Source organism: Micromonospora sp. S-DT3-3-22 (genome assembly GCF_015354745.1).
Taxonomy (GTDB): domain Bacteria; phylum Actinomycetota; class Actinomycetes; order Mycobacteriales; family Micromonosporaceae; genus Micromonospora; species Micromonospora wenchangensis.
This window is the reverse complement of record NZ_JACGMO010000116.1, coordinates 1-25,088: the sequence shown is the minus strand read 5'-3', so window position 1 is coordinate 25,088 and position 25,088 is coordinate 1. Positions and strand designations below refer to the sequence as shown.

The 25,088-nt window shown below is 74.3% G+C and carries 21 protein-coding genes; 12 read left to right on the top strand and 9 right to left on the bottom strand.

The genetic code is table 11. From position 1 onward, the window contains the following. Positions 1 to 614: pentapeptide repeat-containing protein (locus H1A17_RS26815; protein ID WP_194823173.1), on the bottom strand; the 614-nt coding region annotated here is incomplete at its 3' end. Positions 615 to 848: 234 nt separating this feature from the next. Here H1A17_RS26815 and H1A17_RS26810 point away from each other — a divergent pair. Beyond that, positions 849 to 2,324, top strand: coding sequence for an NAD(P)/FAD-dependent oxidoreductase (locus H1A17_RS26810; RefSeq protein WP_194823172.1), 1,476 nt, complete (start codon positions 849 to 851; stop codon positions 2,322 to 2,324). 48 nt (positions 2,325 to 2,372) lie between these two features. Continuing rightward, positions 2,373 to 3,281 (top strand): SDR family oxidoreductase, encoded by a 909-nt coding sequence (locus H1A17_RS26805; protein WP_145919955.1) that lies wholly within the window; start codon positions 2,373 to 2,375, stop codon positions 3,279 to 3,281. A gap of 39 nt (positions 3,282 to 3,320) precedes the next feature. On the opposite strand, the gene H1A17_RS26800 is transcribed toward H1A17_RS26805, so the two are convergent. Beyond that, on the bottom strand, positions 3,321 to 4,769 hold the full coding sequence (locus tag H1A17_RS26800; protein WP_145919956.1) for a cryptochrome/photolyase family protein: 1,449 nt from the start codon (positions 4,767 to 4,769) through the stop codon (positions 3,321 to 3,323). 209 nt (positions 4,770 to 4,978) lie between these two features. On the opposite strand from H1A17_RS26800, the gene H1A17_RS26795 reads away from it, so the two are divergent. From H1A17_RS26795 to H1A17_RS26780, 4 genes are all read left to right on the top strand, one after another. Continuing rightward, complete coding sequence (locus H1A17_RS26795; RefSeq protein WP_309236880.1) at positions 4,979 to 6,448, top strand: MFS transporter; 1,470 nt, start codon at positions 4,979 to 4,981, stop codon at positions 6,446 to 6,448. Between the two features lie 67 nt (positions 6,449 to 6,515). Further along, a complete protein-coding gene (locus H1A17_RS26790) occupies positions 6,516 to 7,604 on the top strand; it encodes an S-(hydroxymethyl)mycothiol dehydrogenase (RefSeq protein WP_145919957.1) in 1,089 nt (362 codons plus the stop codon). Further along, positions 7,601 to 8,230 carry an MBL fold metallo-hydrolase gene (locus H1A17_RS26785; protein ID WP_145919958.1) on the top strand — a complete coding sequence of 210 codons (630 nt, stop codon included), beginning with the start codon at positions 7,601 to 7,603 and terminating at the stop codon, positions 8,228 to 8,230. Before H1A17_RS26790 ends, H1A17_RS26785 begins: the two co-directional genes overlap by 4 nt. Before the next feature lie 301 nt (positions 8,231 to 8,531). Then, complete coding sequence (locus H1A17_RS26780; protein ID WP_145919959.1) at positions 8,532 to 9,224, top strand: hypothetical protein; 693 nt, start codon at positions 8,532 to 8,534, stop codon at positions 9,222 to 9,224. Positions 9,225 to 9,280: 56 nt separating this feature from the next. Here the strand turns inward: H1A17_RS26780 and H1A17_RS26775 are convergent, their stop codons facing one another. From H1A17_RS26775 to H1A17_RS26765, 3 genes are all read right to left on the bottom strand, one after another. Beyond that, positions 9,281 to 10,906: an alkaline phosphatase gene (locus tag H1A17_RS26775; RefSeq protein WP_194823171.1), complete on the bottom strand. Its 1,626-nt coding sequence runs from the start codon at positions 10,904 to 10,906 to the stop codon at positions 9,281 to 9,283. A 102-nt stretch (positions 10,907 to 11,008) separates the two neighbouring features. Then, positions 11,009 to 12,430 carry an MFS transporter gene (locus H1A17_RS26770; RefSeq protein WP_145922833.1) on the bottom strand — a complete coding sequence of 474 codons (1,422 nt, stop codon included), beginning with the start codon at positions 12,428 to 12,430 and terminating at the stop codon, positions 11,009 to 11,011. A gap of 121 nt (positions 12,431 to 12,551) precedes the next feature. Continuing rightward, on the bottom strand, positions 12,552 to 12,788 hold the full coding sequence (locus H1A17_RS26765) for a hypothetical protein (protein ID WP_145919961.1): 237 nt from the start codon (positions 12,786 to 12,788) through the stop codon (positions 12,552 to 12,554). Positions 12,789 to 12,927: 139 nt separating this feature from the next. Here H1A17_RS26765 and H1A17_RS26760 point away from each other — a divergent pair, with 139 nt between their 5' ends. Next, the gene (locus H1A17_RS26760; protein ID WP_145919962.1) at positions 12,928 to 14,085 is read left to right on the top strand and encodes a geranylgeranyl reductase family protein; all 1,158 of its coding nucleotides are present in this window, start codon (positions 12,928 to 12,930) and stop codon (positions 14,083 to 14,085) included. 33 nt (positions 14,086 to 14,118) lie between these two features. On the opposite strand, the gene H1A17_RS26755 is transcribed toward H1A17_RS26760, so the two are convergent. Further along, entirely contained in the window at positions 14,119 to 15,153 is a 1,035-nt protein-coding gene (locus tag H1A17_RS26755; RefSeq protein ID WP_145919963.1) for an NAD(P)-dependent alcohol dehydrogenase, read from the bottom strand. 79 nt (positions 15,154 to 15,232) lie between these two features. Here H1A17_RS26755 and H1A17_RS26750 point away from each other — a divergent pair, with 79 nt between their 5' ends. Beyond that, the gene (locus H1A17_RS26750) at positions 15,233 to 15,409 is read left to right on the top strand and encodes a hypothetical protein (protein WP_168222496.1); all 177 of its coding nucleotides are present in this window, start codon (positions 15,233 to 15,235) and stop codon (positions 15,407 to 15,409) included. A gap of 77 nt (positions 15,410 to 15,486) precedes the next feature. On the opposite strand, the gene H1A17_RS26745 is transcribed toward H1A17_RS26750, so the two are convergent. Further along, entirely contained in the window at positions 15,487 to 17,289 is a 1,803-nt protein-coding gene (locus H1A17_RS26745) for a bifunctional UDP-sugar hydrolase/5'-nucleotidase (protein ID WP_145919964.1), read from the bottom strand. A gap of 233 nt (positions 17,290 to 17,522) precedes the next feature. Between H1A17_RS26745 and H1A17_RS26740 the strand changes: the two genes are divergently transcribed. Then, on the top strand, positions 17,523 to 18,425 hold the full coding sequence (locus H1A17_RS26740; RefSeq protein WP_309236879.1) for an SDR family oxidoreductase: 903 nt from the start codon (positions 17,523 to 17,525) through the stop codon (positions 18,423 to 18,425). Between the two features lie 49 nt (positions 18,426 to 18,474). Here the strand turns inward: H1A17_RS26740 and H1A17_RS26735 are convergent, their stop codons facing one another. After that, positions 18,475 to 19,128 (bottom strand): nucleotidyl transferase AbiEii/AbiGii toxin family protein, encoded by a 654-nt coding sequence (locus H1A17_RS26735; RefSeq protein ID WP_145919966.1) that lies wholly within the window; start codon positions 19,126 to 19,128, stop codon positions 18,475 to 18,477. After that, the gene (locus H1A17_RS26730) at positions 19,125 to 19,457 is read right to left on the bottom strand and encodes a hypothetical protein (RefSeq protein ID WP_145919967.1); all 333 of its coding nucleotides are present in this window, start codon (positions 19,455 to 19,457) and stop codon (positions 19,125 to 19,127) included. The genes H1A17_RS26735 and H1A17_RS26730 overlap by 4 nt, the downstream gene beginning before the upstream one ends. 397 nt (positions 19,458 to 19,854) lie before the next feature. Here H1A17_RS26730 and fdh point away from each other — a divergent pair, with 397 nt between their 5' ends. The 3 genes from fdh to nrfD all read left to right on the top strand — a co-directional run. After that, entirely contained in the window at positions 19,855 to 23,160 is a 3,306-nt protein-coding gene (gene fdh / locus H1A17_RS26720) for a formate dehydrogenase (protein WP_309236878.1), read from the top strand. Next, positions 23,153 to 24,226 carry a 4Fe-4S dicluster domain-containing protein gene (locus H1A17_RS26715; RefSeq protein ID WP_194823170.1) on the top strand — a complete coding sequence of 358 codons (1,074 nt, stop codon included), beginning with the start codon at positions 23,153 to 23,155 and terminating at the stop codon, positions 24,224 to 24,226. The genes fdh and H1A17_RS26715 overlap by 8 nt, the downstream gene beginning before the upstream one ends. Before the next feature lie 221 nt (positions 24,227 to 24,447). After that, a partial coding sequence (nrfD, locus tag H1A17_RS26710; RefSeq protein ID WP_375372837.1) for an NrfD/PsrC family molybdoenzyme membrane anchor subunit occupies positions 24,448 to 25,088 on the top strand: 641 nt, incomplete at its 3' end.

The following is a 25,088-nucleotide window of genomic DNA, read 5'->3' as shown; positions in this document are numbered from 1 at the left end:
CCGGCCAGGTCCGCGCCCCGCAGGTCCGCGCCGAGCAGCAGCGCGCCCCGCAGGTCCGCGCCGAGCAGCAGCGCGCCCCGCCGGTCGGCCCCGCCCATGCCGGCGCGGGCGGCCTCGCTGGCGGCCGCGAGCAGCGGGTTCACCCGGTCGCGGTGGGCGTCCACGTCGACCGTGGCCAGCTCCTGCGCGGTGCCGCCGGCCAGCGTGTCGGTGGCGTCGCGGGCGGCGCGCAGCTCGTCGTGCAGCGGGCCGGCGGGGGTGAGGGTGAGCGCCTCGGTGAGATACCAGAGCAGCTCGTGCAGGGGTCGGGTGACGGCGAACGCCGCGAACATGCCGGCGGCGGTGCCCGGGTCGGTCCGCCAGTCCCGGCCCCCGAAGGTGACCTGGCTGACCCGCTGGCCCGCGCCGAAGCAGTCGAACACGACGCAGCCGGGGTAGCCGCGGTCGCGCAACTCGTCGTGGATGCCGCAGCGGGAGTCGGCGCGCAGGTGGTGGCAGGCGCGGCCGGCGGGCTTGTCCCGGGCGAAGTCGGCGGAGGCGGCGAACGCCGGAGCGACGCAGCACAACCCGACGCAGCGGGCGCAGTCGGACCGCAGCCCGGTGGTCTCCGCCATGCTGCCCGTCGTCTCCCTCGTCCGGTGGTCGTCGCCGGTCCCGGCCCCGTGTGCGGGCCGGTCCGCCCCGGCCATTGTCCGCCGGGTCCCGGGCCGCCGATCGGGGAGGGTCCCGCCCGCCGAACGGGGCGGTGGTACCGCCGGGCAGTCCGGCCGGACGGGAGGGTCAGCGGCACCCACCGCCCCGGGAGGGTGGGATAGGGTCCGGTCACCGCCTCGGACCCGGGAGATGCGATGCCCACCGACCACGTCGACGTGCTCATCGTCGGCGCGGGGTTGTCCGGTGTCGGTGCCGCCTGCCACCTGCGGCGCAACTGCCCCGACAAGACGTACGCGGTGGTCGAGGCGCGGGACGCGGTCGGCGGCACCTGGGACCTGTTCCGCTACCCGGGCATCCGCTCCGACTCGGACATGTTCACCCTCGGCTACGCGTTCCGCCCGTGGACCGCCCCCCGGGCCATCGCCGACGGCGACACCATCCTCCGCTACGTCCGCCAGACCGCCCGGGAGTACGGCGTCGAGGAGCACATCCGGTTCCGTCACCGGGTGCGCCGCGCCGAGTGGGACAGCACCACCGCCCGCTGGACGGTCCACGCGCACCGCGACGACACCGCCGAGGACGTCGTCCTGACCTGCGATTTCCTCTTCTCCTGCACCGGCTACTACCGGTACGACGCCGGCTACACCCCCGACTTCCCGGACGTCGGGCGGTACACGGGTCGGCTGGTGCACCCGCAGCACTGGCCCGACGACCTAGACCACACCGGCCGGCGGGTGGTGGTGATCGGCAGCGGGGCCACCGCGGTGACCCTGGTGCCGGCGCTGGCGCGGCGGGCCGGGCACGTCACCATGCTCCAGCGTTCCCCCACGTACGTGATCGCGTTGCCGGGCCGGGACCGGCTGGCCGACGTGCTGCGCCGCCGGCTGCCCGCCCGCGCCGCCCACCGGCTGGTACGCGCCAAGAACGTGCTGTCCGGCACCGTCACCTACCAGCTCAGCCGGCGTGCGCCCCGGGTGGTGCGGGCGTTCCTGCGGCGGGCCGCGAAGGGCCGGCTGCCCGCCGGGTACGACGTGGACCGGCACTTCTCGCCCCGCTACGACCCGTGGGACCAGCGGCTGTGCGTGGCGCCCGACGGTGACCTGTTCGAAGCCCTGTCCACCGGCCGCGCCTCGGTGGTCACCGACACCGTCGCCGCGTTCACCCCGGGCGGCGTCCGGCTCGGCTCCGGCGTCGAGCTGCCCGCCGACGTCGTGGTCACCGCCACCGGGCTGCAACTGCTCGCCCTGGGCGGGATGACCCTCACCGTCGACGGCGTCGGCGTCGACCTCGGCGCGACGGTGGCGTACAAGGGGATGATGCTCTCCGGGGTGCCGAACTTCGCGTTGACCATCGGCTACACCAACGCCTCGTGGACGTTGAAGGCCGACCTGGTCGCCACCTACGTGTGCCGGCTGCTGCGCCACCTGGACGCCACCGGCCAGCAGGTCGTCACCCCGGTCGCGCCCACCGACGGCGACCTGTCGCCGATCATCGACCTGCGGTCCGGGTACGTGCTGCGCAGTGTGGACACGCTGCCCAGGCAGGGTGCCCGCGCGCCGTGGCGGCTGTACCAGAACTATCCCCGCGACGTCGTGCTGATGAAACACGGTCGGCTCGTCGACGAGGGGGTGCGCTTCTCCCGGGCGACCGCCGACACTCCGTTCGGCTGAGCCCGTCGCCCCCGTTCCATCGTCTCTTCCCCGCAGCAAGGAGGCCGCGTGCGTAACTTCGACTTCACGGCCGGGACCGCCGTGGTCACCGGTGCCGCCAGCGGAATCGGCGAGGCCCTCGCCCACGGGCTGGCCCGCCGTGGCAGCGACCTGGTCCTGCTCGACCGCGACGGCGACCGGCTCGACGCGGTGGCCGCCGCGGTCCGGGCCGCGCACCCCGGCCGCCGGGTCGACACCCACCTGGTCGACCTGGCCGACCTGTGCACCACCGCCCGGGTCGCCGAGGAGGTCATGGCCCGGCATCCCCGGGTCCGGTTGCTGGTCAACAACGCCGGGGTGGCCCTCGGTGGCCGGTTCGACCAGGTCACCATGGACGAGTTCCACTGGGTCGTCGACATCAACTTCCGGGCGCCGGTGCAGCTCACCCACGCCCTGCTGCCGGCGTTGCGGGCCGAACCCGGAGCGCACCTGGTCAACGTGTCCAGCCTGTTCGGGTTGATCGCCCCGGCCGGGCAGGCCGCCTACGCGGCCAGCAAGTTCGCCCTGCGGGGCTTCACCGAGGCGCTGCGGCACGAGCTGGCCGACGACGGCATCGGGGTGACGTCGGTGCACCCCGGCGGCATCGCCACCCGCATCGCCCGCAACGCCCGGGTCGGCAGCGGGGTGCCCCGCGAGGAGTTCGACGCGGCGCGGCGGCAGTTCGAGAGGCTGCTGTCCATCCCGCCCGGGCGGGCCGCCGAGGTGATCCTGCGCGGTGTCGAACGTCGGCACGGCCGGGTGCTGATCGGCTGGTCGGCGAAGCTGCCCGACCTGCTGGCCCGGGTCGCGCCCGGCTCGTACGGCCGGCTGGTCGCCGCCGGGGTCCGGCTCGCCGGTGGCCCGGGTCCACGGTCCGCGTCGACCGCCCGGGTGGCGGCCCCGGTGCCGGCGGAACTGCCCGCCGGTGAGGTCGCCTGACCACGGGCCGAGGCACGACGCCCCCGGACCACCGGCCGGTCAGGGCGGGTCGCTGCCCCGCTTCTCCTCCTGTGCCAGCACCGCCTCCCGGCGTTCCGGGTCGTCGCGGGCGGCCAGTTCCGCGGCGAGCCGCGGGTCGTCGACCAGCCGTTCCCGGTTGCGGTGCAGGAACGCCGCGAACCCGCCGGTGTACGGGCAGGCGAGGTCGCCGAGTTCCCGGTCCGGCTGGTAGCGGCAGCCGGTGCAGTAGTCGCTGATCTCGTCGATGTACCGCCCGTCCACGGCGTACGGCCGGGTGTCCACCCGGGCCAGGTCGGCGTACTGGCTCATGCCGAGCACGGTCGTGTTCATCACCCACTCGACGCCGTCGACGAAGCTGCGCTGGAACCAGTCGACCAGTTCGGTCGGCCGCCAGCCGCGCTGCAATGCGTGGTTGCCGAGCACCAGCAGCCGCTGGGCGTGGTGCGCCCAGCCCCGGTCCCGCACCCCGGCGAGCACGTCGGCCAGGCAGTGTGCCTCCACCGCGTCGGCGTCGAGGTCCTCGAACCACTGCGGCAGCGGTTCGGTCGCGGCCAGCCATCCGGTGCCCCGGTAGGGCGGGTCGACGTACCAGTAGAGCTGCCAGAGGAACTCCCGCCACCCCAGCACCCCCCGGACGAACGCCTCCACCGAGGCCAGCGGGGCGTCGCCCGACCGCCACGCCGCCTCCGCCCGGGACACGGCCGCCGCCGGGTCGAGCAGCCCGAGGTTGAACGCAGCGGAGAGCATCCCGTGTGCCAGCACCGGGTCCTCGGCGCTCATCACGTCGCCGTAGCGGCCGAACGCGGGCAGCCGGTACCGCAGGAAGTGGGTCAGCCGTTCCTCGGCCTCGGCGGCGGTGGCCGGGTGCGAGCGGGGGGCGTCCCGGCCCACGAACCGGACCCCGTCGCGTTCCCACCGGTCCAGGTCGGCCCGTACCTCGGCGTCGATGTCGTCCTCGACGACCGGCGGCGGGGGCGGCACGTCCAGGATGCGTCCGACCGGGGCGGCGCGGCCACGGTCGGCCGGACCGGGGCCGGTGAGCACACCGTGGCGGCGCTTGGCGTAGCGGTAGAAGTCGACCATCCGCAGGGGTCCCCGGCGGGGCCGGTCCGCCCAGTCGGCGAAGTCGGCCAGGTCGGTGACGAAGCCCCGGGGCGGCAGCACCGTCAGCCCCGGCACGGACCGGACGAAGTCCCTCGTCGCCCGGGTGCTCGGGTGGCAGACCTCGACCGGGCCGTCGACGGCCGCCAGGGCCTCCCGGAACGTCGCCGTGCGCAGCAGCACCGCCCGGTCGCCGAGTTCGGCGGCGCGGTGGCGCAGCGCGCTGAGGATCAGGTGCGCCTTCTGCCGGTGCAGCCGCCGACGCCGGAACAGGTCGGCGACCTCGACCAGCAGCACCGGTTGCTGGTCGTCGTCCAGGAAGTGCGGCCCGAGTTGATCGGCGAGCAGCCACCGGCGGGGAGACATGCGTCGATTGTGCCCAGCCGTCCGGTCACCCCACGTGCCGGGGTCGATCGGTGGCGGTGATCGCCCCTGCCAGCCCGCCCGGCGACGCGCCGTCGCGCCGGGCCCGCCCGGCAGTGGCGCGGGCCACCGGCGTCGCACCCGCCGCCGCCCGCCGCCGGGGCACCGACGCACCATGGTGGTATGACGGATAGCCGTACGTGGATGCCCCGGTGTCGGAGCGTGCCGCCGACCAGCTGTTCCCCGGCCCGGTACGGCGACCGCGCCGGCACGGCGGGCGTTGGCCCGGCGCGCCGGTGAGCGTCGTCCCCGCGCCCACCGTCCGGCGGGCCACCGTGGTCTGGGCGGTGGCCGTCACCGCCTACCTGGCGGCGGTGTTCCACCGCAGCTCCCTCGGGGTGACCGGGGTGGAGGCCACCCACCGGTTCGCCATCAACGCCTCCGCCCTCGCCGTCTTCTCGGTCGCCCAGCTCGCCGTGTACGCGGCCATGCAGATCCCGGTCGGCGTGCTGCTGGACCGGTACGGCTCCCGACGGCTGCTGCTGGCCGGCGGGGCGCTGATGGTCACCGGGCAGCTCTGCTTCGCCGTCGCCACCGACGTCCGGCTCGCCGTCGCCGCCCGGGTGCTGGTGGGCCTCGGCGACGCGATGACCTTCATCAGCGTGCTGCGGATCGTCGCGTTCTGGTTCCCGGGCCGCCGCAACCCGCTGCTGGTGCAGCTCACCGGCACCGTCGGTCAGCTCGGTGCGATCCTCGCCGCGGTGCCGCTGGTGGCGCTGCTGCACCGGGCCGGCTGGACCCCGGCGTTCCTGGTCGCCGCCGGGCTCGGCGCCACGACGGTGCTGCTGGTGCTCGTCGCCGTCCGGGACGCCCCGCACGTCGGGCCGGGGGTCGCCGTCACCCCGGCCCTGTCCACCGTGCGGCGGGAACTCGCCGCCGCCTGGGCCCAGCCGGGCACCCGGCTGGGCCTGTGGACGCACTTCGTCGCGCAGTTCTCCGGGGCCGTGTTCGCGCTGCTGTGGGGTTACCCGTTCCTGGTGCAGGGGCAGGGGCTGCCGCCGACGGCCGCCGCGTCGCTGCTCAGCCTGATGACGGTCGGGACGTTGCTGGCCGGGCCGGTGGTCGCCCACCTGTGCGCCCGGCACCCGGTGCACCGGTCGGCGCTGGTCCTCGTGGTCACCGGGGCCAGCGCCGGGGTCTGGGCGGTGGTGCTGGCCTGGCCGGGCCGGTCGCCGCACTGGCTGCTGGTGGCGCTGGTGCTGGTGCTGGCCCTGGGCGGCCCCGGCGCGGTCATCGGCTTCGACTACGCCCGTACGTTCAACCCGGTGCACCGGATCGGCAGCGCCACCGGCATCGTCAACGTCGGCGGGTTCGTCGCCTCGATCGTGCTGGTGCTGGCGATCGGGGTGGTGCTGGACCTGACCACCCCGGCCGGCGCGTCGGCCCCGCCGCTTTCCGCGTTCCGGTGGGCGTTCGCCGTGCAGTACCTGCTCTGGGCGTTGGGCGCGGTCCAGGTGCTGCGTTACCGCAACGCCGCCCGGCGAGGTGCCCGGGCCGCCGACCCCGGCCGGTCGGCGACGGCGGGGGCGGCGGTGTGCGTACCGCCGGGGGAGCGGCCCGACGGTGGGGGTGGGCGACCGGCGGGCGGCGGGTCCGACGGACCGATGGGTCGGGCGGCATGATCGCGGTAGGTTCGGCGGTGAGCGGGACCCATCCGGCGGTGCTGCCGGCAGCCAGGGAGGACACAGCGTGAGCCAGGAAGTCCGGGGCGTCATTTCACGGAGCAAGGGCGCTCCGGTCGAGGTCACCACCATCGTGGTGCCCGACCCGGGGCCCGGCGAGGCGGTGGTGCGGGTGCAGTCCTGCGGGGTCTGCCACACCGACCTGCACTACCGCGAGGGCGGCATCAACGACGACTACCCGTTCCTGCTCGGCCACGAGGCGGCCGGGGTGGTGGAGCAGGTGGGCGAGGGCGTCACCGAGGTCGCCCCCGGCGACTTCGTGGTGCTCAACTGGCGGGCGGTCTGCGGCGAGTGCCGGGCCTGCCGCCGGGGCCGGCCGTGGTACTGCTTCAACACCCACAACGCCGCCCGCAAGATGACCCTCACCGACGGCACCGAGCTGACCCCGGCCCTGGGCATCGGCGCGTTCGCCGAGAAGACGCTGGTCCACGCCGGTCAGTGCACCAAGGTCGACCCGGCGGCCCGGCCCGCCGCCGTCGGGCTGCTCGGCTGCGGGGTGATGGCCGGTCTCGGCGCGGCGATGAACACCGGCCAGGTCACCCGGGGTGACTCGGTGGCCGTCATCGGCTGCGGCGGGGTCGGCGACGCGGCGGTCGCGGGAGCCGTCCTGGCCGGCGCGACCACGATCATCGCGGTGGACACCGACGGCCGCAAGCTCGACTGGGCGCGGAAGTTCGGCGCCACCCACACCGTCGACGCCTCCGCCGAGGACGCCGTGGAGGCGATCCGGGCCGCGACCGGCGGCTTCGGCGCGGACGTGGTGATCGACGCGGTGGGCCGCCCGGAGACCTGGAAGCAGGCGTTCTACGCCCGCGACCTCGCCGGCACCGTCGTGCTGGTCGGGGTGCCCACCCCGGAGATGACCGTCGACCTGCCGCTGCTGGACGTCTTCGGCCGGGGCGGCGCGCTCAGGTCGAGCTGGTACGGCGACTGCCTGCCCAGCCGGGACTTCCCGCTGCTCACCCAGCTCTATCTGCAGGGTCGCCTCGACCTGGACGCCTTCGTCACCGAGGAGATCGCCCTGGACGCGGTGGAGGAGGCGTTCCGCCGGATGCACCACGGCGACGTGCTGCGCTCGGTGGTGGTGTTCCCGTGACCGCGCGGGTCGACCACGCCGTCACCTCCGGCACCTTCTCCCTCGACGGGCAGACCTTCGACGTCGACAACAACGTCTGGGTCGTCGGCGACGACACCGAGTGCGTGGTCCTCGACGCCCCGCACGACGTGGCCGCGATCCGCCGGGTCGTCGGCGACCGCCGGGTGGTGGCGATCCTCGCCACCCACGCCCACGACGACCACGTCCGGGTCGCCCCGGAACTGGCGAAGGCCACCGGCGCGCCGGTCCTGCTGCACCCCGCCGACCGGGTGCTGTGGGACCTGGTCCACCCCGGTCTGGCCCCCGACGGGGAGCTGACCGACGGGCAGGAGATCACCGTCGGGGACACCGTCCTGCGGGTGCTGCACACCCCCGGGCACAGCCCCGGCGCGTGCAGCTTCCACGCCCCGGCGCTGGGTGCGGTCTTCACCGGGGACACCCTGTTCGCCGGGGGACCGGGGGCGACCGGCCGGTCGTACAGCGACTTCGCCACGATCGTGGAGTCGATCCGTACCCGGCTGCTCACCCTGCCGGCGGACACGGTGGTGCACACCGGGCACGGCGACGACACCAGCGTCGGCGCGGAGGCCCCCCACCTACAGGAGTGGCTGGCCCGCGGCCACTGACCGGCTCCGCGCGTTCCGTTTCACCTTTCTCGCCGATATGGCGGTATTCGGGCTCTGCCGATGCCGCCATATCGGCGTTTTAGCGCCCCGGACCGGCCGGATGTCCCGGTCCGGGAGGTGTGCCCGGTTCCCAGGGTGAGTTGGGCCACGGCTGCGGCAGGGGCCGCATATCCGGAATGACCGACAAGCCTGGCTGGTTGTGTTCCCCGTACGCCGGTCAGCACACCTCCGGCCGGCGGGGAAGTTCCCCCGAGGCCCGCTCACCCCGGAGCGCGTCGCCACGATCGAAAGGGCAACCATCGTGAAGCTGGACTTCACTCGATGGCTCCCGGCCATCGCGAAGGACCGCAGGACCGCACTGAGCATCGCCGGCGTCGCCGCCCTCGGCGGCCTGGCGTTCGGGCCGGCCGCCGTGGCCGCCCCCGTCACCAGCGGCCCCCATGAGGGCGCCCGCGCCGCGATCGACCTGGCCACCGGCAAGGGCCGGCAGGGCGTCACCGTCGAGTCCGGCCTGACCACCGGCAGCCCCACCACCGAGGTGCCGGCCGGCAAGCCGAGCACCGACGACCTCATCCCGCGCGGCGTCGAGGGCGCCCAGTCCCGCGTCCCGCTCGACGACGCGCAGCTCGCCAACGCCAAGGAGATCGTCGCCGAGGCCAAGCGCAGCGGCGTGGGCGAGCGCGGCGCGGTGATCGGCGTGGCCACCTCGTTGCAGGAGTCGAAGCTGTACAACCTGGGGCACCTCGGCGCGTACAACGACCACGACTCGCAGGGCCTGTTCCAGCAGCGCCCGTCGTCGGGGTGGGGCACGCCCGAGCAGATCACCGACCCGCGGTACGCCTCCCGGGCGTTCTTCGACGCGTTGAAGAACGTGCACGGCTGGGAGGACCTGCCGCTGACCACCGCCGCGCAGACCGTCCAGGTCTCGGCGTACCCGTACGCGTACGCCCAGTGGGAGCAGCAGGCGGCGGACATCGTCCAGCAGCTCTGGTGACCCGGGCACGGCCGGCCGGCCCCCACGACGGGGGCCGGCCGGCCGGCGTCGACGGGTCAGGCCGGCGCGTCCTCCCGGCGCAGCTTCGCCGACCCGACGCCGACGGAGAACCCGGCCGCCCAGCGGCTCGCGCTGTCGGGTCGGGTCCGGTCGACCAGGTGGTACCAGTCCATCCGGCAGCGCTGCGGAGTCACCTCCAGCACGCCGTAGCCGTGCCCGTCCAGCTCCGTCCACTTCACGTGCGGGTTCGTCGAGCGCAGCAGGGTCGCGCCGAGCAGGCTCAGCCCGTTGCCGGCCGGCAGCCCGAGGACGTCGTCGAGGTTGTCGCTGGTCACCGACGGCACCACGAACTCGGCGGCGGCCGGATTGGTCAGCCCCGTCGACCGGGTGGTCACCTCGCTGGCCCACGAGGTGTGGATGTCGCCGGTGAGGAAGACCACGTCCCGGGTGCCGGTCGCCCGTAGGTGGTCGACCAGCCGGTTGCGGTCGGCGTTGTAGCCGTCCCACTGGTCGGGGTTGAGCACCGCGCCGTTCTGCGGGATGCCGAGCAGCTTGCCCAGCGGGCCGAGCAGCCATGCCGGCAGCGAACCGATGTCGACCCGGGCCATCATCACCGGGTTGCCGACCAGCTTCCACTGTGCCGTCGAGCCGGACAGCCCGTCTTCGAGCCACCGTAGCTGGGCCGCGCCGGCGATGGTGCGGGTCGGGTCGTCCACCGCCGTGCCGCCGGCCTGCTGCGACCGGTACGACCGCAGGTCCAGCATGGACAGCTCGGCGAGCCGGCCGAAGCGCAACCGCCGGTAGATCGTGCCGTCCGCGCCGATGCGCACCGGCATCCACTCCCGGTACGCCTGCCGGGCGGCGGCGACCCGGTCTGCCCAGGCGCCCTCGGTGCCCGTCGTGTGGTTCTCCGCCCCGCCCGACCAGGCGTCGTTGGCGACCTCGTGGTCGTCCCAGGTGATCACCCAGGGCAGGGCGGCGTGCAGCGCCTGCAGGCCCGGGTCGGTCTTGTAGAGCGCGTGCCGGACCCGGTAGTCGGCCAGGGTCAGCGTCTCGTGCTCGGGCACGACCGGGCGGACCACGGTGCCGCCGGCGTCGAACTCGCCGGTGCCGTACTCGTACAGGTAGTCGCCGAGGTGCACGACCAGGTTGAGGTCGCCCCGGTCGGCCAGCCGCCGGTAGGCCGCGAAGTGCCCGGCCTCCCAGTTCGCGCAGGACACCACGCCCAGCCGCAGCCGGTCGATGGCCGCGTCGGCCGCCGGGGCGGTCATCGACCGGCCGGTCGGCGACCAGGTGTCGCCGTGGCCGAACCGGTACCAGTACGTCGTGGCCGGGGCCAGCCCGGTCACCGCCACCTTGACCGTGTGGTCGCGGGCCGGGCCGGTCGGTGTCACGCCCTGCGCGGCGACCGTGGCGAAGTCGGGGTCGGCGGCGACCTGCCAGCGGACGTCGACGTCCGGGCCGAGGCCGGAACCGGGCAGTGCCTCCGCCACGGGGGTGACCCGGGTCCAGAGCAGGATGCCGTCCGGCAGCGGATCGCCGGAGGCGACCCCGTGCCGGAACGCGCCGGCCGCCGCGTGGGCGGGGCCGCTCGCGGCGAGGGTGGTGCCGGCGAGGACGGCGGTGCCGGCGGAGGCACCGGCGAGGCGCAGCAGGGTACGACGGTTGAGGGTGTTCGTCATGGTCTATGTGTCTACCGGGTGTCGCGGTGCGTCCGCAGCCCCGTGCGGTGAGTGTTCGCCGACGGTTCCCCCGGGGTTGGTGTCGCCGGTGGACGGTCGGGTTCAGCGGCGGTGCGCGGCGCGGTGGTTCAGCACGATGTCGGTGGCCGCGGCGGCCAGGGCCAACGCGACGATGCCCATGGCCAGCAGCAGGGAGTGCCGGAACGCGGCGGCCCACTGGCCGTCGGTGCTGGCCAGCGACGAGAAGAACAGCGCGCCGACGGCGGCGATGCCGGCGGCCGACCCGATCCGCTGCCCGGTCTGCAACATGCCGGCCGCGCTGCCCGCCTGCGGCACCGGCACCTCGGACAGGGTCAACGTCTGGTTGGGGGTGATCACCAGGCCGCTGCCCAGCCCGGCGAGCAGCAGCGGCAGCGCGGTGAGCAGCGGGACCGAGCCGTGCGGGTCGCCGCGCAGGACGAACACCACCCCACCGAGCCCGATCAGCACCATGACCAGCCCGATCCCGACCAGGGGCCGGCCGTAACGGGTGACCAGTCGGCCGCCGAGGGCGGCGGCCAGCGCCGACCCGAGGGCGAACGGGGTGATCGCCAGGCCGGCGGTCAAGGCCCGGTAGCCGAGGCCGTTCTGGAGGTAGAGGGTGAAGATGAAGAAGATCGCGGTGAAGCCGCCGAAGTAGATGAGCGCGATCACCGCGCCGATGGTGTACGACCGCAGCCGGAACAACCCCAGGTCGAACAGGGGGGTGCGGGTGCGCCCGTAGCGGTGCTCCCAGAACCCGAAGCCGGCCAGCACCACCAGCCCGGCCGGGATCAGCGCCCACTTCCACGGGCTGGGCCACTGTTCCCGCTGCACCAGGGGCAGCAGCAGGAGCGTCACGCCGACGCCGAGCAGCAGCACCCCGACCGGGTCGAGCCGGTGCCGGTCGAGCCGACCGGCGGCCCGGGTGGGCAGCAGCCGCCAGCCGAGCAGCACCGCCACCACCCCGACGGGGACGTTGACGAAGAACACCCACCGCCAGCCGTGGTCCTCCCCGCCGAGTTGGATGAGCAGCCCGCCCAGCAGCGGGCCGACGGCGGTGGAGATGCCGATGGTCGCGCCGAGCAGGCCGAACGCGCGACCCCGCTCCGCGCCCCGGAACAGCTGTTGGATCAGGCCGGTCACCTGCGGGTTGACCACCCCGGCGGCGACGCCCTGCAGGAGCCGGGCGGCGACCAGCCAGGTCGGGGACTGGGCCAGCCCGGCCAGCGCGCTGGTGACGGTGAACAGGGCGACCCCGACGACGAAGGCGTTGCGGCGGCCCCGGGCGTCGCCGAAGCGGCCGGCCGGCACCAGGACCAGTCCGAAGGTCAACGCGTAGCCGGACAGCACCCACTGCAGGTCGCTCGGGCTGGCCTGCAACGCCCGCTCCATCGACGGGACGGCGACGTTGACGATGCTGACGTCCAACAGCGTCATGAACGCCGCGACGAGGCCGACGCCGAGGGCCTGCCAGCGGCGGCGGTCGTCGGTGGGGCCGGTCATGGAACCGCCGGCGGCGCAGCGGTCCCGCACGGACCGGTGATCGGGCATGCCGCAGCGCTACCCGGAGACCGGCGCGGCAAACCGGGGCCCGGCCCGGCCGCCCGGCGGGGCGCGGTGGCGCTCACGCCGGCTGGCGGGCGCACCAGCGGGGGCCGAAGTCCAGCCCGGCCAGCGGCGAGTCCTCCCGGTGCAGCAGGCCCTTCTCGGTGAGCTGGTGCAGGGGCGTGTGCACGTCCTGCTCGGCCAGCCCCGCCTCCTCGGCGATCAGGTCGGGGTAGGGCACCTGGCCGCGCGTCTCCAGCACGCTGACCGCCTCGTAGACGCGCACCTCGACCTCCGACAGACGTACCTGCTGCATGGTGCCCTCCTCGCCGTGACCCCGGCCGGCCGGTCGGGCGGTCCGGGTGGCGCGGCTTACCCGCTGGCCGCCCGACAATGCCTGCCCGACGGCCGGTCGTGCGCGCCTCCGGACGGTCCGGTGCCCTACCCTGGACGGCATGATCATCTGGGATCTCGTCGTGGTCGGCGCCGGGCCGGCCGGGCTCAGCGCGGCCCGGGAGGCCGCCGCGGCCGGCGTGCGGACGCTGGTGCTGGACCGGGCCGTGCACCCCCGCTACAAGACCTGCGGGGGTGGCCTGATCGGCACCTCGCTGTCGATGGTGGCCGGCCGGATCGAGGTGCCGGCGCACGACCGGGTCGACCGGGTCACCTTCACCCGCGACGGCCGGTGGGGTTTCACCCGCCGGCACGGCACCCCGCTGGTGACCATGGTGCGCCGCGACGAGTTCGACGACCGGCTGCGCGCGGCGGCGGTGTCCGCCGGGGCCGAGGTCCGCGAGGGCGTCGCGGTGCGCGCCCTCGACCAGGACCCCGACACGGTACGGGTCCGGCTGGCCGACGGTTCCACCGTGACCGCCCGGACGGTGATCGGGGCCGACGGTTCCGCCGGGGTGACCGCCCGGCACGTGGGTGTCCGGTACGGCCAGGTGGATCTGGGCCTGGAACGGGAGCTGCCGGTGTCACCGGCGCAGGCGGCCCGCTGGCGGGGGCGGCTGCTGCTGGACTGGGGCCCGTTCCCCGGCGCGTACGGCTGGGTGTTCCCGAAGGGGGACCTGCTCACCGTCGGCGTGATCGGGGCCCGGGGCGAGGGCGAACGCACCCGCGCCTACCTGCACGGCTTCCTCGACCGGTTGGGCCTGGCACAGGTGCCCGCCGCGCACGACTCCGGGCATCTGACCCGGTGCCGGGTCGACGACTCGCCGCTGCGCCACGGCCGGGTGCTGGTGGCCGGCGACGCGGCCGGCCTGCTGGAGCCGTGGACCCGGGAGGGGATCAGCTACGCGTTGCGCTCCGGGACGCTGGCCGGCGCGGCGGTCGCCGCCGGTGACCTGGACCGCTACCCCCGCGACGTGCAGGAACGCCTGGTGCCGTCGATGCGCGCCGGGCGGCGGATGCTGACCCTGTTCGCCCGCCGTCCGGAGCTGTGCCACGCCTTCGTGGCGACCCCGGCCGGCTGGTCGGTGTTCGTCCGGTTCTGCCAGGGCCGGCTGAGCTTCGACCGGACCATGGACCGGATGCCGGTGCGGGCCGTGGCGGCCCTGCTGGACCGGCTGCCCGCCCGGGGTCCGCAGCCGGCCGTGCCACCCGCCCGGTGACCCGTCGGCCCGCAGCGGGCCGACGCAGCGGGGTCAGGGCACGATCACCGCGCGGCCGTGGATCTCGCCGGCCCGCAGCAGGTCGTACGCCTCGGGGGCGCGGTCCAGCGGGAAGGTCTGCACGTCGGCGGTGAGCAGCCCGGCCCGGCCCAGGGCGATCACCTCCTGGAGTTCGGCCCGGGTGCCCCAGAACGGGACCTCGACGCTGGTCTCGAACGGCACGGTGGGCGGCTCGTCGGCGACCGGCCGCACCGGCAGGGTGCCGCCGCCCAACCCGACCAGCAGCAGCCGGCCGCCGGTGGCGACGACGGTGCGGGCGGTGGTGAGGGTGGCGTCCAGCCCGACGCAGTCGATGACCACGTCCGCGCCGTCGGGCGCCGGGCCGACGAGTTCGCGGATGCGGTCGACGGTGTCGGGGCCGGCCGGCACCACGTGGTGCGCGCCGACCCGGGTGGCCAGGTCGAGGGCGGCGACGTTGCTGTCCACCGCGATGATCCGTACGGCGGTGGTGGCGGCGAGGATCTGCACCGCCATGTGCCCCAGCCCGCCGATGCCGATCACCACGACCGACGTCCCGGGCCGCAGCGCCGGCCGGGCCAGCTCGATCGCGTGGTACGGGGTCAGCCCGGCGTCGGTCAGCGGCGCCGCCTGGGTCACCTCCAGGTCACCGACGGGCAGCAGCCGGGAGGCGGGCACCAGCACGTGCTCGGCCAGCCCGCCGTCGCGGCTGAGCCCGATCCCGCCGACCGGCACGGTGCGGCACTGGTTCTCCCGGCCCCGCAGGCAGCCCCGGCAGGTGCCGCAGCCGATGATCCCGTAGACGGCGACCCGGTCCCCGGCGGACCAGCCGGTGACGCCGTCGCCGAGGGTGTCCACGGTGCCGGCGATCTCGTGGCCGAGGGTGATCGGGGTGGGGAACACGCCCGGCGGGGCGTCGAGGATGTGCAGGTCGGAGTGGCAGGCGCCGACCGCGCCGACGCGTACCAGCACCTCGCCGGGGCCGGGCGTCGGGGTGGGCACCTCCACCTGTTCGAGCACCCCGGGGGCGGTCATCCGTACCGCGCGCATGGTCTCGTCCTCTCGTCGCCGACGGTCCCGCGCGCTTACCCCTCCCGCCGGCCTTGATGCCGGGCGCACACTGCGGGTCATGAGCGAATCGTTCACCGACGAGGAGTACGCGTTCCTGCGGCACGTGCGCTTCGGCGAGCTGCCACCGGCGGTACGCCCCGACGAGCGGACGGCGTCGACCGAGACCGACCCGCCCCGCTACCAGCCCGACCCGACCTCCGGCCAGTACGAGCAGGACCTGCGCGCGGGCGGCTGAACGCCCCCGACGGGTCCCGGGGTGCCACCCCGGGACCCGTCGCGGGCTGGCCGTGCGGAGAGCGCCGGCCGGGCGGCTCAGAAGACCGGCACGCCGGCGCGGACCAGCCGCCAGTTCGGCACGAAGAAGTCGGCCGGGTCGATGGTGCCCCGGGCCTGCGCCCAGTCGATGAGCAGCTGGCGGATCTCCTGCTGCGCGTTGTAGACCTGGGTCTTGACGATGCCGGGGAAGTTCCCGCCGCCGCTGCGCCGGTAGTTGTTCACCGCGACGACGAACCGGGCGTCCGCGGCGACCGGGGTGTCGGTGCCGGGCAGCACCAGCCGGGTGATCCGTTGCCCGACCGGCTTCGAGATGTCGATGTCGTAGTCCAGTCCCGAGATCACGTCGTAGTTGTAGTCCGGGACGGCCGGGTCGCTGATGGTGGCCGGGTCGACCGGCGCGCCGACCGGCAGGGTGGTGAAGTACTTCGCCGAGTACTCCAGGTAGGCCCGCACCTCGGCGCCGGTGAGCTCCACCGCCTCCAGGGTGTTGTCGTAGACGTACAGCCCGGCGACGTCGCGGATGCGCACGTCGCCCTGCGGGAAGACGGCGGTACGGCTGAACGGCGCGGCGATCGACAGCACCGGCAGCGCCGCGTACGGGCCGCCGGTGAGCGCGGCGGTGACCACCTCGGTCTGCACGTGGTTGATGAAGTCCAGGATCGGGGTGTCCCGGTAGCGCGACTCGGCGGCGGACAGTTCCTGCGCGGACCGGGCGACCACCGTGTTGACGTACCCGACGGTCTTGTCGTGCTGGCCCCGCACGGCGGCGAGCACCTTCGGGTCCTCGACCACGGTGTTGGTGTTGAGCATGGTGGCGCCCTTGCCGACGACCTTCCAGCGGCCCCGCTCCCGGGTCAGGGTGAAGTCCATCCGGGTCAGCCGCTGCCCCCACTTGGACGGTTCGGCGGTGAGCACCTGCGCGCCGGTGGCGGTGTTGGTGACGAACTTCTCGACCACCTCGTTGTGGGCGTGGCCGAACAGGATCGCGTCGATGCCGGGGACCTGCTGGGCGATCAGCGCCACCGGGTTCTCGTTGGGCAGCTCCGGGCCGTAGCTGGAGGTGCCGCTGTCGCCGCCGTGGGCGGAGACGATGACCAGGTCCGCGCCCCGCTGCCGCATGATCGGCACCCACTTGGCGGCGGTCTCCACCATGCCCGGGAAGACCAGCCGGCCCTCGACGTTGCCCTTGTCCCAGATGGCCACCCCGGGGTTGGTCAGGCCGAGGATGCCCACGGTCAGGGTCGGCGAGCCGGGCCCGCCGGGCCGCACCCGCTTGAGCACGTACGGCTGGAACGCCGGCTTGCCGGTCTTCGCGTTGACCGCGTTCGCGGCCAGCGCCGGGAAGCCCAGCTGACGAATCCAGGTCGCCAGCAGCGGCAGCCCGTAGTTGAACTCGTGGTTGCCCAGCGTGATGGCGTCGTACCGGAGGATGTTCATCGCGCGGGCCATCGGGTGCGTCGCGCCGGTGACGGTGATCGGCTCCTGCTTGGCGTAGTACGTGGCCAGCGGGGTGCCCTGGATGGTGTCGCCGGCGTCGAGGACCAGGGTGGCCCGGCCCCGGCGCTCGGCGCGGATCTGGTTGACCAGGGTGGCGAGCTTGGCGACGCCGACGTCGTTGTGCTTGCTGTCGTCGAACTCGGCGTCGCGGTAGTAGTCCCAGTTGTAGACGTTGCCGTGGGTGTCCGAGGTGCCCAGGACGGTCAGGTCCCAGGTCTTCGGACCCTGCGGGCCCTGCCGCTCGGCCGCCCGGGCGGGCGCGCCGGCGATCAGCGGGGCGGTCGCCGCGGCGGCGGCGACGGCCAGCACCTGGCGGCGCGAGGCGCCGGAGGAGGAGGTCATGGGGGTGCCCTTCGATGGGGTGGACGCGCCTCGTGGGCGCCGTTGCGCACCATAACGAGCAGCGGTCACTCCTGCCACAGTGGCCCGCAGTGTTCCCCCGCCGCGCCGTCCCCGGTCACCTGCCTGTCACACCGGTGTCGTCAGGTGTCCGGCGCGGGTTGTTTCCGACCGATCCGTCGGGGTAGGTGACCCAGCGACCCAGAACGGACCAAACCAGACAGGGGAGCCGCACGGTGAGTCAGGACCAGTACACCCCGCAGGACCCGAACAGCCAGTACGGCCACCGGGAGGGTCAGCCGGCGCAGCAGCAGTCGACGCCCGGCCGGACCGACCGGATGGGTCCGGAGCCCGACCACGGCGAGACGTCGTACCGGGGCAGTGACCGGCTGGTGGGCAAGCGGGCCCTGATCACCGGCGGTGACTCGGGCATCGGCCGGGCGGTGGCGATCGCGTTCGCCCGGGAGGGCGCCGACGTGGTGGTGTCCTACCTCGACGAGGACGAGGACGCCGACGCCCGGGAGACGGTCCGGCTGGTCGAGGCGGCGGGCCGCCGGGGGGTCGCGGTGCGGACCGACCTGACCGACGAGCAGCACTGCCGTGACCTGGTCGACCGGACGGTGACCGAACTCGGCGGGCTGGACATCCTGGTCAACAACGCGGCCTACCAGATGGCCCAGGACGACGGCATCGAGGCGATCAGCACCGACCAGTTCGACCGGGTGATGAAGACCAACCTGTACGCGATGTTCTGGCTCTGCCGCAGCGCCCTGCCGCACCTGAAGGAGGGCGCGACGATCGTCAACACCACCTCCATCCAGGCGTACGACCCGTCGCCGCCGCTGCTGGACTACGCCACCACCAAGGCGGGCATCGCCAACTTCACCAAGGGGCTCGCCGCGCAGCTCGCCGACCGGGGCATCCGGGTCAACGCGGTCGCGCCCGGCCCGATCTGGACGCCGCTGATCCCGGCGACCATGCCGCCGGAGAAGGTGGAGAAGTTCGGCACCGACACCCCGCTGGGCCGGGCCGGGCAGCCCGCCGAACTGGCCCCCGCGTACGTCTTCTTCGCCTCCCAGGAGTCCAGCTACGTCACCGGGGAGATCCTCGGGGTGACCGGCGGCCGGTTCACCAGGTGACCGGCCCGTCCGTCGGACCGGAGCCGGGGCCCCGGCTCCGGTCCGACGGTCAGCGGGGCCAGTCGGCCAGCCGGCGGCGGACCTGCGCGATCTGCGCCGGGTCCAGGCCGTAGCGGGCGAGCCGCCGGTCCGGCAGCCGGTCCAGGTAGCGGCCGGCGGCCCGGACGTCCTCGTCGGCCAGCGCCGGGTCCACCTGCCGGGCCAGGGTCAGCAGCTCGTCGACCGGATACTGCGCCAGCGCGGCGGCGACGTCGATGTAGTCGCGGGCCTCCCGACGGTTGACCAGGGCGGCGGTCTTGTTGGCGATCAGGTCGCGGACGTCCATCACCGGGCCGAGGTCCATCACCACCGGTGAGCGGTACCGGTCGAGCCGGGCCAGGCTGAGCCGGATCCGCCGGTCGTCCCGGCCGACCACGAAGTCCCGGATGTCGCGGTCGAACCCCTCGAACAGGTCACCGAGGTCGCTGTCCGGGTCGGCCGCCGCGACGGTGTAGCCGGCGCGTTCCAGCGCGGCGCACACCTCCGCCGCCGCCGCCTCGGCCGCCCCCTCCACGTCGGCGAACAGGTCGACGTCCTCGGTGGGGCGGGTGACCAGGCCGTGCGCCGCCCACGCCACCCCGCCGCCGAGGACGAACCGGTGCGGCCCGGCCGCGGTGAGGGCGACCCGGGCGACCTCCCGGTAGAAGTCGTGCAGGTGGGTCACGCGGTCCGCAGACCCCGGTGCCGGCTCTCCCAGGCCTGCCGTACCCCCCGGGGCAGGTTGAGCCGCCGCCACACCCGGCGCAGGGTGCGTCCGTCGATGAGCGCCCGCAGGTCGTCGGCGCGGGTGGTCTCCCGCAGCACGTTCTCGTACAGCCAGAGCAGGTCGTCCGGTTCGGCCAGGTCGAACGTGCGTTCGCTGCTCCACATCAACCGGACCGGCAGCTCCACCACGCCGCCGGTGGGGCCGGTCAGCTCCGCCAGGGTGCGCGCCACCACCACCGGCCGGCCCGGCCGGGCCAGGTGGGTGGGGGTCGCCAGGGTGGCCTGCATGCTGTCAGGGTAACGCCGGTTCGACCAGCTCAGGTACGCGGCTTTCGACGAACCGCCGCTGCCCGTGCCGTCGCCGCCCTGCCCGGCCGCGTGCGACGGGGGCGCGGAAGGGCAGGGCGGGGTAAACTGGGGGCAGGAGCGTCGGTGTGTCCAGTGTCCCCGGGCCTCACCTGAATTGCCGTCGCGGAGTTCCGTCCGGCTGGAGCCGCGTCGCGCCACGCGCCGAGAGGCGACATGCACACCGGCGCTCCGCCACCGCGGTACGGCGCTGCCCCCGACCGGACCGGTCGGGGGCAGCGCCGTACCGGTGCGCAGAGATCCTCACACCCGAGTCGCATCCGCCGCCGTGCTGGCCTATGTTCAGGGGGTCGGATCATGCCGGGGAGGGAGGTGCGCGGTGGGTCTGCGTACCTTCATCGCGGGCTGGCCGGTCTACCGGCAGCTCACCGGCACCGACCCGCTGGGCCGGGGCGCGGCGGCGCGGTCGGGCCGGTCCGCCGGGCTGACCGCCCGCACCGAGACCGCCGACCGGGTGGCCCGTTCGGTCTGCCCGTACTGCGCGGTCGGCTGCGGGCAGCGGGTGTACGTCTCCGACGGGCAGGTCACCCAGATCGAGGGCGACCCGGACAGCCCGATCTCCCGGGGGCGGCTCTGCCCGAAGGGCTCGGCCAGCAGGAGCCTGGTCACCAGCCCGCTGCGGCAGACCACGGTCCGCTACCGGCGTCCGTATTCCACCGAGTGGGAGGACCTCGACCTCGACACCGCGCTGGACATGATCGCCGACCGGGTCCTCGCCGCCCGCGAGCAGACCTGGGAGGACGTCGACAGCGACGGCCGGCCGCTGCACCGCACGCTGGGCATCTCCAGCCTGGGCGGGGCGACGCTGGACAACGAGGAGAACTACCTCATCAAGAAGCTGTTCACCGCGATGGGGGCGCTCCAGATCGAGAACCAGGCCCGGATTTGACACTCCGCCACCGTCCCCGGTCTGGGGGCCAGCTTCGGTCGCGGTGGCGCGACGGACTTCCAACAGGATCTCGCCAACGCTGACGTCATCGTCATCCAGGGGTCGAACATGGCCGAGGCCCACCCGGTGGGCTTCCAGTGGGTCATGGAGGCCAAGCGGCGCGGCGCGAAGGTCTTCCACGTCGATCCCCGGTTCACCCGCACCAGCGCGGTGGCCGACTCGTACCTGCCGATCCGGGCGGGCACCGACATCGCCCTGCTCGGTGGGGTCGTGCGCTACATCCTGGACAACGAACTGGACTTCCGGGAGTACGTGCTGGCGTACACGAACGCGGCGACGATCGTCAGCGAGCAGTTCGCCGACACCGAGGACGGCGACGGCCTGTTCTCCGGCTACGACCCGAACACCGACAGCTACGTGCAGACCAGCTGGCAGTACGCCGGGCACGAGGGGGACTCCGGCAGCGGGCACACCGCCAAGGAACGCGACAGCGCGGCCGGGCTGCGGCACGAGTCGCACGGCGCGCAGGTGCACGGGCAGGCCCAGCGGGACGAGACCCTCCAGCATCCGCGCTGCGTCTACCAGATCCTGCGCCGGCACTTCGCCCGCTACACCCCGGAGATGGTGGAGCGGGTCTGCGGCATCCCCCGGGAGAAGTTCCTGGAGTTGGCGCGGGCCTGGACGGAGAACTCGGGCCGGGACCGCACCGGCGCGCTGGTCTACTCGGTGGGCTGGACCCAGCACAGCGTCGGCGTGCAGTACATCCGCACCGGGGCGATCATCCAGTTGCTGCTGGGCAACATGGGCCGGCCGGGCGGTGGCATCCTGGCGCTGCGCGGGCACGCCAGCATCCAGGGCTCGACGGACATCCCGACGCTGTTCAACCTGCTGCCGGGCTACCTGCCGATGCCGCACCACGCCGACCACCCGACGTTCGACGACTGGGTGGACAGCATCCGCCACCCCGGCCAGAAGGGCTTCTGGGGCAACGCGCGGGCGTACGCGGCGAGCCTGCTCAAGGCGTACTGGGGGGACGCGGCGACGCCGGAGAACGACTTCTGCTACGACCACCTGCCCCGGATGACCGGCGACCACGGCACCTACCAGCAGGTGCTGAACATGATCGACGGCAAGATCAGGGGGTACTTCCTGCTCGGCCAGAACCCGGCGGTCGGCTCCGCGCACGGGCGGGCCCAACGGCTCGGCATGGCCAACCTGGACTGGCTGGTGGTCCGCGACCTGTTCATGATCGAGAGCGCCACCTTCTGGAAGAACGGCCCGGAGGTGGCCAGCGGCGAGATCGTGCCGCAGGAGTGCCGCACCGAGGTGTTCTTCCTGCCGGCGGCGTCGCACGTGGAGAAGGAGGGCACCTTCACCCAGACCCAGCGGCTGTTGCAGTGGCGGGAGAAGGCCGTCGAGCCGCCGGGCGACGCCCGCTCCGAGCTGTGGTTCTTCTACCACCTGGGGCGGCGGCTGCGGGAGCGGTTGGCCGGCTCCCCCCACCGCCGCGACCGTGCCCTGCTCGACCTGGCCTGGGACTACCCCACCCACGGCCCGCACGACGAGCCGAGCGCCGAGGCGGTGCTGCGGGAGATCAACGGCTACGACGTGTCCACCGGCCGTCCGCTCGCCTCGTTCGCCGAGGCGAAGGACGACGGGTCCACCGCCGTCGGCTGCTGGATCTACTCCGGCGTCTACGCCGACGGCGTCAACCAGGCCGCCCGCCGCCGGTCCCGGCACGAGCAGGACTGGGTGGCCGCGCAGTGGGGTTGGGCGTGGCCGGCGAACCGGCGCATCCTCTACAACCGGGCGTCGGCCGACCCGCAGGGCCGACCGTGGAGCGACCGCAAGAAGTACGTCTGGTGGGACCCGCAGGCCGGCGAGTGGACCGGCTACGACGTGCCGGACTTCGAGAAGACGAAACCGCCGACGTACCGGCCGCCGCCGGGCGCGTCCGGCCCGGCGGCGCTCGCCGGGGACGACCCGTTCGTCATGCAGGCCGACGGCAAGGGCTGGCTGTACGCGCCGAGCGGGGTGCTCGACGGTCCGCTGCCGACGCACTACGAGCCGGCGGAGTCGCCGCTGCGCAACCCGCTCTACGGCCAGCAGGCCAACCCGACCCGCAAGGTGTACGCCCATCCGGTGAACTCGGTGAACCCCAGCCCGCCGCAGGAGCACAGCCAGGTCTTCCCGTACGTGTTCACGGTCAGCCGGCTCACCGAGCACCACACCGCCGGGGCGATGAGCCGGACGGTGCGTCCGCTGGCCGAGCTGCAACCGGAGATGTTCGTGGAGGTGTCCCCGGAGTTGGCCGCCGAGGCGGGGCTTACCCATCTCGGCTGGGCGCACCTGATCAGCGGGCGGGCGGTGATCGAGGCGAAGGTTCTGGTCACCGACCGGCTCACCCCGTTGCGGGTGGACGGTCGGGTGATCCACCAGCTCTGGCTGCCGTACCACTTCGGGTACGAGGGCCTGGTCACCGGCGACTCGGCCAACGACCTGTTCGGCATCACCCTGGACCCGAACGTGCTCATCCAGGAGAGCAAGGTCGGCACCTGCGACGTCCGGCCGGGGCGGCGACCGACCGGCCCGCCACTGCGCGACCTCGTCGAGGACTACCGTCGACGGGCCGGGATCGTCCCCGGTGAACGCCCGCCGACGGTGACGACCCGGGTCCGCCGCCCGGCGGGACGCAGCGACGACGGGCCACGGGAGAAGGGCGCCGACCATGCCTGACGGCAACAGCCTCTACGGCCCGCTCGATCCGGCCCCGGACGCGGGCTGGACGTCTGCCGGCCCCCGGATGGGGTTCTTCACCGACACCAGCGTCTGCATCGGCTGCAAGGCCTGCGAGGTGGCCTGCAAGGAGTGGAACGCCGTCCCCGAGTCCGGCTTCGACCTGCTCGGCATGTCGTACGACAACACCGGCGCGTTGACCGCGAACTCCTGGCGGCACGTGGCGTTCGTCGAGCAGCCGGTGCCGGCCGGCCACCGTACCGCGACCTTCGCCGGTAACCCGACCGGCGGCTCGGCCGGCGCCACGTCGGCGGCGGTCGCCGCCGGCACCGGTGCCGCCACCGGCACCACCCCGGGTGTCCCTGCGGGCAGCCCCGACGCCGCCGCCCGGATGGCCGGCACCGGTTCGTCCGCCGCCGGGGACGGCGCGGGGCCCCGCTTCCTCGGCATGCCGGGGGCCGCACCGCCCGGCCGTGACACGGGCGTCGAGACCCGTACCGACTTCCGCTGGCTGATGATGTCGGACGTCTGCAAGCACTGCACCCACGCCGCCTGCCTGGACGTCTGCCCCACCGGGTCGCTGTTCCGCACCGAGTTCGGCACGGTCGTGGTGCAGGAGGACATCTGCAACGGCTGCGGCTACTGCATCTCCGCCTGCCCGTACGGGGTGATCGACCAGCGTCGGGGCGACGGCCGGGCGTGGAAGTGCACGCTGTGCTACGACCGGCTCGGCGCGGGCATGACCCCGGCCTGCGCCCAGGCCTGCCCGACCGAGTCCATCCAGTACGGCCCCCTCGACGAGCTGCGTGACCGGGCCGCCCAGCGGGTCGCCACGCTGCACGAGCGGGGCGTGCCGCAGGCCCGGCTCTACGGTCACGACCCGACCGACGGGGTCGGCGGCGACGGCGCGTTCTTCCTCCTCCTCGACGAGCCGGAGGTGTACGGCCTGCCCCCGGACCCGGTGGTCACCACCCGGGACCTGCCCCGGATGTGGCGGCGGGCCGGGCTGGCGGCGCTGGCCATGACGGCGGCGGCCGTCGCCGCGTTCGTCGGGGGGTCGTCGTGACCGCCGGCCGGATCCCGGTGGGGGAGCGGTTCCGGGGCTTCCGCGCCCGGCTCGCCGCCGACGGTGTGTTCCGGCCGCAGCGTTCCTCGGTGCGGCTCGGTCACGGCCCGAAGGTCGGAGCCGGCCCGGCCGCCGCCGCGCCCCCCGCCGACACTGCGGGCTCGGTCGGTGCCGAGGGCGCTGCCGACGCGCCGGTCGTACCGCCCCGGGACGTGCCACGGGTGGCGCGGCGGCGGGGCCGTGGCCGGGGCGGGCGCGGCGGTGAGGAGCTGCGCGTCCCGGAGGCGGAGTTCACCTCCTACTACGGCCGGCCGATCCTCAAGGCCCCGGTGTGGCGGTGGGACATCGCCGCGTACCTGTTCACCGGCGGGTTGGCCGCCGGGTCGTCGCTGCTGGCCGCCGGGGGGCAGCTCACCGGCCGGCCGGCGCTGCGCCGGGCCGGCCGGGTCACCGCGCTGGGCGCGGTCACCGCCAGCGCCTACTTCCTGATCAACGACCTGGGTCGGCCGGCCCGGTTCCACCACATGCTGCGGGTGGCGAAGCCGACCTCCCCGATGTCGGTGGGCACCTGGATCCTCACCGCCTACGGCCCGGCCGCCGGGTTGGCCGCCGTCGCCGAGGGCGCACCGCTGCTACCGGCACGCGGGGTGTTCTCCCCGGTCCGTCGACTGCTGCCACCGGCCGGGCAGGCCGCCGGGTTGGCCGCCGCCGCCGTCGCGCCCGCGCTGGCCACGTACACCGGGGTGCTGCTGGCCGGCACGGCGGTGCCGTCCTGGCACGAGGCGTACCCGGAGCTGCCGACCATCTTCGCGGGCAGTGCCCTGGCCAGCGGCGCGGGCGTGGGGCTGCTCGCCGCGCCCTG